Source organism: Sphingomonas sp., from assembly GCF_031380695.1.
Taxonomy (GTDB): Bacteria; Pseudomonadota; Alphaproteobacteria; order Sphingomonadales; family Sphingomonadaceae; genus Sphingomicrobium.
Genome location: NZ_JANMWY010000163.1, coordinates 1 through 8,246, shown reverse-complemented (window position 1 = coordinate 8,246; position 8,246 = coordinate 1). Strand labels below are relative to the sequence as shown.

At 64.8% G+C, this 8,246-nt stretch carries 8 protein-coding genes; 3 read left to right on the top strand and 5 right to left on the bottom strand.

Features of this window, described 5'->3' with window-relative positions; translation table 11 throughout:
• The first annotated feature begins 178 nt into the window (after nt 1-178).
• Nucleotides 179-373, top strand: coding sequence for a hypothetical protein (locus tag RMN84_RS06195; protein ID WP_309611319.1), 195 nt, complete (start codon nt 179-181; stop codon nt 371-373).
• 92 nt (nt 374-465) lie between these two features.
• On the opposite strand, the gene RMN84_RS06190 is transcribed toward RMN84_RS06195, so the two are convergent.
• Entirely contained in the window at nt 466-1,074 is a 609-nt protein-coding gene (locus tag RMN84_RS06190; protein WP_309611318.1) for an NADPH-dependent FMN reductase, read from the bottom strand.
• A gap of 180 nt (nt 1,075-1,254) precedes the next feature.
• Here RMN84_RS06190 and RMN84_RS06185 point away from each other — a divergent pair, with 180 nt between their 5' ends.
• Nucleotides 1,255-3,816 (top strand): TonB-dependent receptor domain-containing protein, encoded by a 2,562-nt coding sequence (locus RMN84_RS06185; RefSeq protein ID WP_309611317.1) that lies wholly within the window; start codon nt 1,255-1,257, stop codon nt 3,814-3,816.
• A 48-nt stretch (nt 3,817-3,864) separates the two neighbouring features.
• Here the strand turns inward: RMN84_RS06185 and guaA are convergent, their stop codons facing one another.
• The 4 genes from guaA to panC form a co-directional block, all read right to left on the bottom strand.
• Entirely contained in the window at nt 3,865-5,424 is a 1,560-nt protein-coding gene (gene guaA, locus RMN84_RS06180; protein ID WP_309611316.1) for a glutamine-hydrolyzing GMP synthase, read from the bottom strand.
• A gap of 73 nt (nt 5,425-5,497) precedes the next feature.
• On the bottom strand, nt 5,498-6,034 hold the full coding sequence (locus tag RMN84_RS06175; protein ID WP_309611315.1) for a hypothetical protein: 537 nt from the start codon (nt 6,032-6,034) through the stop codon (nt 5,498-5,500).
• Between the two features lie 135 nt (nt 6,035-6,169).
• Nucleotides 6,170-6,478, bottom strand: a complete 309-nt coding sequence (locus tag RMN84_RS06170) for an SEL1-like repeat protein (RefSeq protein WP_309611314.1) — start codon at nt 6,476-6,478, stop codon at nt 6,170-6,172.
• Nucleotides 6,479-6,568: 90 nt separating this feature from the next.
• Nucleotides 6,569-7,405, bottom strand: a complete 837-nt coding sequence (gene panC / locus RMN84_RS06165) for a pantoate--beta-alanine ligase (protein ID WP_309611313.1) — start codon at nt 7,403-7,405, stop codon at nt 6,569-6,571.
• Nucleotides 7,406-7,463: 58 nt separating this feature from the next.
• On the opposite strand from panC, the gene RMN84_RS06160 reads away from it, so the two are divergent.
• A partial coding sequence (locus RMN84_RS06160) for a division plane positioning ATPase MipZ (protein ID WP_309611312.1) occupies nt 7,464-8,246 on the top strand: 783 nt, incomplete at its 3' end.

The window sequence follows — 8,246 nt, the reverse complement described above, 5'->3', positions numbered from 1 at the left end:
CTATGGGGCCAGCCCGATGTTCATGAAACGCTCGGACGATTTCAGCCATGGCCTCAACGAGCGCTCGCCGGTGGCCAGCATCGGTCCGGCGATCGGCTATTACCTCTCGCTTTTCCGCGACCTCAGCCAGTAACGCGCGCTTTCCGGTTGATTATGACTTCGGCGATATGATGATGCGATGTTCGATCGGCTGGTCGACGGCTTCGCTACGGTCACGGCGACGCCAGAAATCGCGGTCGGCTTCGTCGATCGCGTGCATGAGCTCGCCGAAGCAGGGCGTGTCCTCGACCGGATAGGCGCGCGAAAACTGGGGGCCGAGCCGATTCAGGTCATCATCGGTCAACAAACCGACGGCTATGATACGCACATGTGACATCGACATCGTCCTAACCTTGCCGTATTAAACGGCTGGCAGAGCGCTAAGTGCCACTCACCGCTCGTCAATCCTGCCCGGCAGGGGCATAGTCACTCGTGTCCGGTGTCGGTCACGCTGGGGTCCTGGATGTGCAGGCTGGCGAACTGGACGACCTGCCGGCCGACGAGATCGAGCTGCCCGGCCGCGCCGGCGTCGGTGCATTCGCCATCGCGGAAGATGCCCCCCGAAGTGTTGATTCCGGCGCCGAGCGGGGTCGGCCAGCCACGCAGCGCGTGGACGATCGAGCGCAGCGTGGCCAGTGTGCTGCCGCTCGCCTGCCAGCCATAGGCGGTGGCGATCAGTCCGACCGGAACTCCGTCGAGATAGGCCCGCGCATCCTTCGCCGTCGCCTCGATGTAATCAACCGCATTCTTGACGAGGCCAGAGATCGAGCCGTGATAGCCCGGGCTGGCGATGATCAGCCCGTCGGCGTTGCGCACGGCCGCGACCAGCTCGGCCCCGTCGACCGTATCGTCACTGCCGTCGGACGGATAATGCGGCAGGCGCGTCAGGAATTCGCCCCCGAACAGGCGGGTTTCGGCGCCGGCGCGCGCGGCCGCTTGAAGCGCCAACGCCAACGCCTGTTCGGTCGACGACCACGGCCGCGTCGTCCCGCCGATGCCCACGATGATCGGCTTCCTGCCGCTGGTCTGACTCATGAGCAATCCTTCGCGCCGGTGGACGCGATCCCCATGCTCCGGGAGGGTCGCCCGATGCAAGGCAACACCGATTTGTCGAGCTGAAATTCACCTTGCCTTGACGCGGCCCCGCTTACGCATATTCTGCGCGGCGGGATCCAACCGGACCGAACCGCGTGGACCTCAAAGGGGGACTGACCGATGCTTACGTCGCGGATTGCGATTGCCAGCGCCTCGCTGGTTGCTGTTGCCACTGCTTCGCCAGCGAGCGCGCAGGACCCTTCGGCCCCGCCCGCTGCGGTCGCGACCGTACCCGCCGACCCCGACATCATCGTCACTGCCCGCCGCCAGAACGAGCGACTGCTCGACGTGCCTGCCTCGGTCACCGTGCTCAGCGCCGACACCATCGCCAAGACCGGGGTGCGCACCGCCGCCGACTTCGTCCAGCTGACCCCCGGCGTGACGATCGTCACCGGTTCCGCCGAGGCCGGCGACACGCAGATCAACATCCGCGGCATCAATGGCGCGCGCGACGCCGAAAGCTCGGTCGCGCTGATCGTCGACGGGATCCTCAAGACCAATACCGCTCAGCTCAACCAGGACCAGGGCACGCTGCGCCAGGTCGAAGTGCTCAAGGGGCCGCAGGGCGCCATCTATGGCCGCAACGCCGCTGCCGGTGCGATCATCCAGACGACGCTCAAGCCCGGCGACCATCTCGAAGGCGGCGCGCGCGCCAGCTATGCCGAACAGCAGACGTTCACCGGATCGGCCTATCTCGCCGGGCCGATTGCGCCCGGTGTCGGCTTTGTCCTGTCGGGCAATTATCGCAAGACCGACGGCTTCTACCGCAACCGCTTCCTCGCCAATTCGAAGACCATCGACGACCAGAAGGTGTGGGGTGTCGATGGTCGGGTGGTCGGCTCGCTCGGGCCGTCGACGACGATCGACCTGAAGGCGCGTTACGCCAAGCTGACCGGGGCCTCGATCAACTTCAACTCGTCGTTCCACTTGCCCAATTTCGCCGCAGTCAACCCGGCCTTCTACGAGAACGTCAACGATCATCCGTTCGGCTATTATTCCAACATCCGCCCGACTAACGACCAGCGCACGGTCGAGGCGTCGGCCAAGCTCGACCATGACATGGGCGGCGTGAAGCTGACCGCCTGGGCGCTCTACTCGGACATTCACCAGAACCTCGTCGCAGACGGCACCTCCGCCGACTTCGCCCGCTACATCTCGCTGGCAGCGGTGCCTGGCACGCCCGCCAACGCAACCAACGTCGCCGTCCTCAACAAATGCTTCGCGACGACTGCCGCCCTGACCGGCTTCCCGCTCAACCGGCCTGACTTCATCGGCGCGATCCCGGTGCCGTTCATCTTTGCCCCGGCCAATGGCTCCACCTTCGGCGCCTACTCGCCGACGACCTGCGACGGCACGCAATATCAGGTGCGCAACCAAAAGGATTACAGCGCCGAAGTGCGGCTCGCATCGACCGGCGGTGGCCCGTTCAACTGGCAGCTGGGCGCCTATTACCTGCACATCGACCGGCTGGTCGGGGTCAGTCTGGGTGCCGATCTTGGCCAGGGCGCGATCAAGTCGCTTTACAATGCGCCGGGCAGCATCAACCCGACCTCGCAGCTCTATGCCGACCAGTTCGCGACCGATGTGTATGCCGGCTTCGGCTCGGCCGACTATGCGCTGACCGACCAATTCAAGGCGAGCGTCGCGCTGCGTTACGATATCGAAGATCGCAAGACGTCGAGCCGGGTCCCCAACGTCCTCGACCCGATCACCGGCGGTCCAATCAATCCCGGCCTCGCCTTCGGCCCGCTGGCGGACAAGCAGGCGACGTTCAAGCTGCTCGAACCCAAGCTGGCGTTGAGCTACAAACCGACTCCGGACATGAATATCTATGCCGACTGGGGCGTCGGGTTCAAAGCCGGCGGCTTCAACAACCAGGGCTCGGCGGCGACGGTCAATGCGTCGTTCAACGACGGCGTGACGCCCGGCACGATCAATGCCGGCGTGCTGATCAGGGACAATTATCGCAAGGAACGGTCGAGCTCGTTCGAGGCCGGGATCAAGGGCAATCTGTTCGGCGGCGTCGTCAAATATGACCTCGCCGGCTATTATACCCGCGTCCGCGACATGCAGTTCTTCGAATTCTTCGTCGGTGGCTTCGGCCTGCTGCGGGTCGTATCGAACATCGACCGGGTCGACTTGAAGGGCGCCGAGTTGAACCTCGACGTGCGGCCGGTGCGGTGGTGGAAGATCTTCGGATCGGCCAATGTCACCGACAGCAAGATCAAGAAGAACGCCTCGCGGCCCTATACCGTCGGCAACAAGTCGCCCTATACGGCAGACTATACGCTCAACGTCGGGACGCAGGTCGATGCGCCGCTGTCGGGTGCGCTGAAATTGCTGTTGCGCGTCGATTACCGCCTGACCGGGCCGACCTGGTTCCACACCGTCCAGAACCAGACTCGACCGACCATCTTCAGCGCGCTGCTGCCGATCTCGGCGCTGGCCCTGCCGGGGTTCGTCGGCGACGCGAAATATGACGTGTCGCGCCGCCGCAAGTTCGGCGTGGTCAATGCCCGCGCCGGGCTGGAGGGCGACAATTTCTCGCTGGCGGTGTTCGCCAACAATCTGTTTGACAAGAAATATCTCAACGAGGTCATCCCGGCGATCGAGTTCGGCGGCTCTTTCATCTCGCCCGGCGAGCGGCGAATGATCGGGGTCGAGGGCAGCGTGAAGTTTTAGCAGTCAGTAAATTGGGCAAATGTCCCCCGGACATTCGCTTGCCCCGATTTATTCCCACTCGATCGTGCCAGGTGGCTTCGACGTGAAGTCGTAGGTCACCCGGTTGATCCCTGCGACCTCGTTGACGATGCGGGTCGCGACGCGGCTGAGGAAGGCGGGGTCGAACGGGTAAACGTCGGCGGTCATGCCGTCGACACTCGTGACGGCTCGCAATGCGCAAACATAGTCATAGGTGCGCGCGTCGCCCATCACGCCGACCGTGCGCACCGGCAGCAGCACCGCGAAGGCCTGCCAAATTGCGTCGTATAGCCCGGCGTTGCGGATTTCCTCGAGGTAGACGGCATCGGCCTTGCGCAAGATATCGCAGCGCGCCTTGGTTACTTCGCCGGGGATGCGGATGGCAAGGCCGGGGCCAGGGAAGGGGTGGCGGCCGACGAACGCGTCGGGCAGGCCGAGTTCGCGCCCGAGGTCGCGGACCTCGTCCTTGAACAGCTCGCGCAGCGGTTCGACCAGCTTCATGTTCATCCGCTCGGGCAGGCCGCCGACATTGTGATGGCTCTTGATCGTCACCGATGGCCCGCCGGTGAAGCTGACGCTTTCGATCACGTCGGGATAGAGCGTGCCCTGCGCCAGGAAATCCGCGCCGCCGAACTTGGTCGCCTCGGTGTCGAACACGTCGATGAAGGTCTTACCGATGAATTTGCGCTTGGCCTCGGGGTCGGTGACCCCGGCCAGCCCCGACAGGAACAATTGCTCGGCGTCGACGTGGACCAGCGGGATGTTGTAGCTGTTGCGGAACAGCGCGACGACCTGCTCGGCCTCGTGCGACCGCATCAGGCCATGGTCGACGAACACGCAGGTCAGCTGGTCGCCGATCGCCTCGTGGATGAGGACTGCGGCGACCGCGCTGTCGACTCCACCCGACAGACCGCAGATCACTTTACCGTTGCCGACCTGGGCGCGGATCTCGGCAATCTTGGCGGCGCGAAACGCACCCATTGTCCAGTCGCCCGAACAGCCGCAGATATGCCGCGCGAAATTGGCGAGCAGCTTGCCGCCGTCGGGGGTGTGGACCACCTCGGGGTGGAACATCATCGAATAGAAGCGCCGTGCCTCGTCGGTCGCGATGGCATAGGGCGCGCCTTCGGAGCGGGCGACGATCGAGAATCCATCGGGTAGCCGCTCGACCCGGTCGCCGTGGCTCATCCACACCTGGTGGTTATCGCCGACATTCCACAGCCCGTCGAACAGCGTCGACGACGCGACCACCTCGATGAACGCACGGCCGAATTCCTTGTTGTCCGACGTCGCGACCAGCCCGCCGAGCTGGTGGGCCATCGTCTGCTGGCCATAACAGATCGCGAGGATCGGCAGGCCGGCGTCGAACAGCTGCTGCGGCGCGCGCGGGCTGTCCTCCCAGGTGACCGACGAAGGTCCGCCCGACAGGATGATACCGCGCGGGTTGAGCCGCTCGAACGCTTCCGCCGCGCTATTGAACGGGGCGATCTCGCAATAGACCCCGGCCTCGCGCACGCGGCGGGCAATCAGCTGGGTGACCTGGCTGCCGAAGTCGACGATCAGGATGGTGTCGGCGGGCTGAATGGTCACTAAGCATCCTGACAAAAAGAATGCGCCGGACCCCTAGAGGCCCGGCGCATCGCTGTCCACCGAAGTGGGTTCATTACCAGCCGCGTTGATCGTAGTCGTTGCCGTAGCCATTATAGCCATAACGATCGTTCCGATCGATGCGCAGGTCGATTACCCGCCCGTAGCGATCGACCTTGCAGCTGAAGGTCTGGCTCGGCGCGCCGTAGCCATAGCCCGAATAGCTCGACACGAGGCCGTCAACGCGAACCGCACCATTGTTGCGCGGCTCCACACTGCGGATGCCGCTGATGCGCGGGCCGGCGTTATAGCCGTAACCACCGTAGCGGCCCTGCAACGCGCGGCTGCACTGGTCGACGGCGCTGTTCGAGTTCATGCCATAGCCATAGCGTTGGCCGTAACCCGCGTTGCCATAGGGATAATTGCCATATTGAGTGGCGGCGATGACGCCGTTGATCGCCTGGCCAACGACGTTGCCGACGTTGTTGCTGCCATATCCGTAGCTATTGCCGTAGCCATAGCCTGGATAATATTGCGCGGCGGCGGGGCTGGCGATCCCAACCAACGCGGCCAACCCGGCGGTCCCCGCCAGAATTTTCTTCAGTGCCGACATGGGCCTTCTCCTCAAATCACGAATGATTCGCCCGAAACGCTCGGGGTCATCAACGCATATGAGACCATGTGGCTGCATCGTGGCTGAAGGATCGGTTGCCCGCCGTTCAGCTTGATCGGCTGAAGCGGGCGATCATCACGCGGCGTAGCGCGCCGTGTCGCGGGTCGCGCCGAGCCACGAACGCGCCTGGCGCTGGGCGTCGGCGATCTCGCGCGCGGTCATCTCGCTGGCGATGTCGGCGCGGCACCGCTGCGATCGCATGTCGCCCGACAGCGCGCCCAGGTTGAACCATTTATGCGCCTCGATCAGGTCGACCGATGTGCCCCCGCGCCCGGTCGAATAGATCACGCCGAGTTCGAACAGCGCATCCACATCGCCAGCCTCGGCTTCGGCAAGCCTGCTGCGGAGAAGAAATTCTGCACCCTTTTGGCTGATCGCGGTCATTCATCGTCCCCCGTTTTCCACTGAGAGGACATTCGGCCGCCAACAGCGAACAAATGGTTAACGCCGCGAAGATGTCGAACGACCGAGAAATTAAACGGCGATATTGTCGATCAAGCGGGTCGTACCGATCCTCGCCGCGGCGATTACCCGGGCTTGCCCGGCGAGCGCGTCGAGCGGTTCGAGCGTGGCGGAATCGACCAGCGCCAGATAGTCGATCGGGTCGAAACCCGCCTGCGCGAGCAATTGCCGCGCGGCATCTACCGCTTCCTTGACCGGCTCACCCGATCTGACGGCGTCGCGCACCGACCCCAGCGCCTTGGGCAAGGCCAGCGCCCGCCGCCGCTCGTCGGGCGACAGATAGGCGTTGCGCGACGACAGGGCGAGGCCGTCGCCATCGCGCACGGTCGGCACGCCCGCGATCTCGGTCGGCAAGCCAAGGTCGGCGACGAGGCGGCGGATCACCGCCAGCTGCTGATAATCCTTTTCGCCGAACAGCGCGATGTCGGGCATCGTCGCGATCAGCAGCTTCGTGACGACCGTCGCGACCCCGTCGAAATGCCCCGGTCGCGCCGCGCCTTCCCATTGCTCGCTGGTCCCGGCAACATGGATGGTCGTAGCGAAGCCGTCGGGATAGAGATCGGCGACCGTCGGCATCCACACCAGCGCGCACCCCGCCTCCTCCAGCATCGCCAGGTCGTGCGCTTCCTGGCGCGGATAGCGATCGAGGTCCTCGCCCGGCGCGAACTGAAGCGGATTGACGAAGATCGTCGCCGCCACCCGCTGGGCCCGCTGCTTCGCGGCGGTGACCAGCGCCAGGTGTCCGGCGTGGAGCGCGCCCATCGTCGGGACCAGCGCCAGGCGTTCGCCTGCGCCCCGCAGCGCCGCCAGCGCCGGCCTCAGCGCGCTCGACTCACGGATGGTTTGCAAGGATTCGTCCCCTCCACTACAGCCGTCGCCGACTATATTAAGAGGGGCCGGGCGGGCAATGAGCCAACCGCATTTCATCGTCTTCGCCAATGAAAAAGGCGGTACCGGCAAGTCGACGACGGCGGTTCACACCGCCATCGCGCTCGCTGCGTCGGGTCACCGCGTCGGCGTGCTCGACCTCGACAGCCGTCAGCGCACGACGACCCGCTATCTCGAAAACCGCGACGCCACCATGCGCCGGACCGGTGACACCCTGCCCGTCGCGACCTATGAAGTGCTCGACGAGCAGACCGAGGACGCGCTCGGAGGATCGATCGCCCGGCTCTCGGCGCAGTGCGACGTGCTGGTCATCGACACGCCCGGCCGCGACGACCCGGTCGCCCGCGCCGCGATCGTCAAGGCCGATACGCTGGTTACCCCGATGAACGACAGTTTCGTCGACCTCGACCTGATCGGCCAGGTCCACCCCGACACATTCAAGATCACTAAGCCCAGCTTCTATGCCGAGCTGATCTGGAACAGCCGGACGCAGCGCGCCAAGGACACCGGCAAGGCGGTCGACTGGGTCGTGCTGCGCAACCGGCTGCAGCATATCCAGTCGCACAACCTCCACCGCGTCGGCGCGGCGATGGACGAGCTGGCGCGGCGGGTCGGCTTCCGCGTCATCCCCGGCCTCGGCGAGCGGGTGATTTATCGCGAGCTGTTCCCCAAGGGCCTGACTTTGCTCGACCTCGCCCTGCTCGGCGACGTCGGCATGGCGCATATCGCCGCCCGGCAGGAACTGCGCGAGATGATCGCGGGTTTGGCTATTCCGGCGGCCGATGAAAAACTGCAGCCGGTG

Coding starts and splice junctions, on each gene's coding strand:
- RMN84_RS06195 (WP_309611319.1), top strand. CDS start 179: ATGTTCGATCGGCTGGTCGACGGCTTCGCTACGGTCACGGCGACGCCA.
- RMN84_RS06190 (WP_309611318.1), bottom strand. CDS start 1,074: ATGAGTCAGACCAGCGGCAGGAAGCCGATCATCGTGGGCATCGGCGGG.
- RMN84_RS06185 (WP_309611317.1), top strand. CDS start 1,255: ATGCTTACGTCGCGGATTGCGATTGCCAGCGCCTCGCTGGTTGCTGTT.
- RMN84_RS06175 (WP_309611315.1), bottom strand. CDS start 6,034: ATGTCGGCACTGAAGAAAATTCTGGCGGGGACCGCCGGGTTGGCCGCG.
- RMN84_RS06170 (WP_309611314.1), bottom strand. CDS start 6,478: ATGACCGCGATCAGCCAAAAGGGTGCAGAATTTCTTCTCCGCAGCAGG.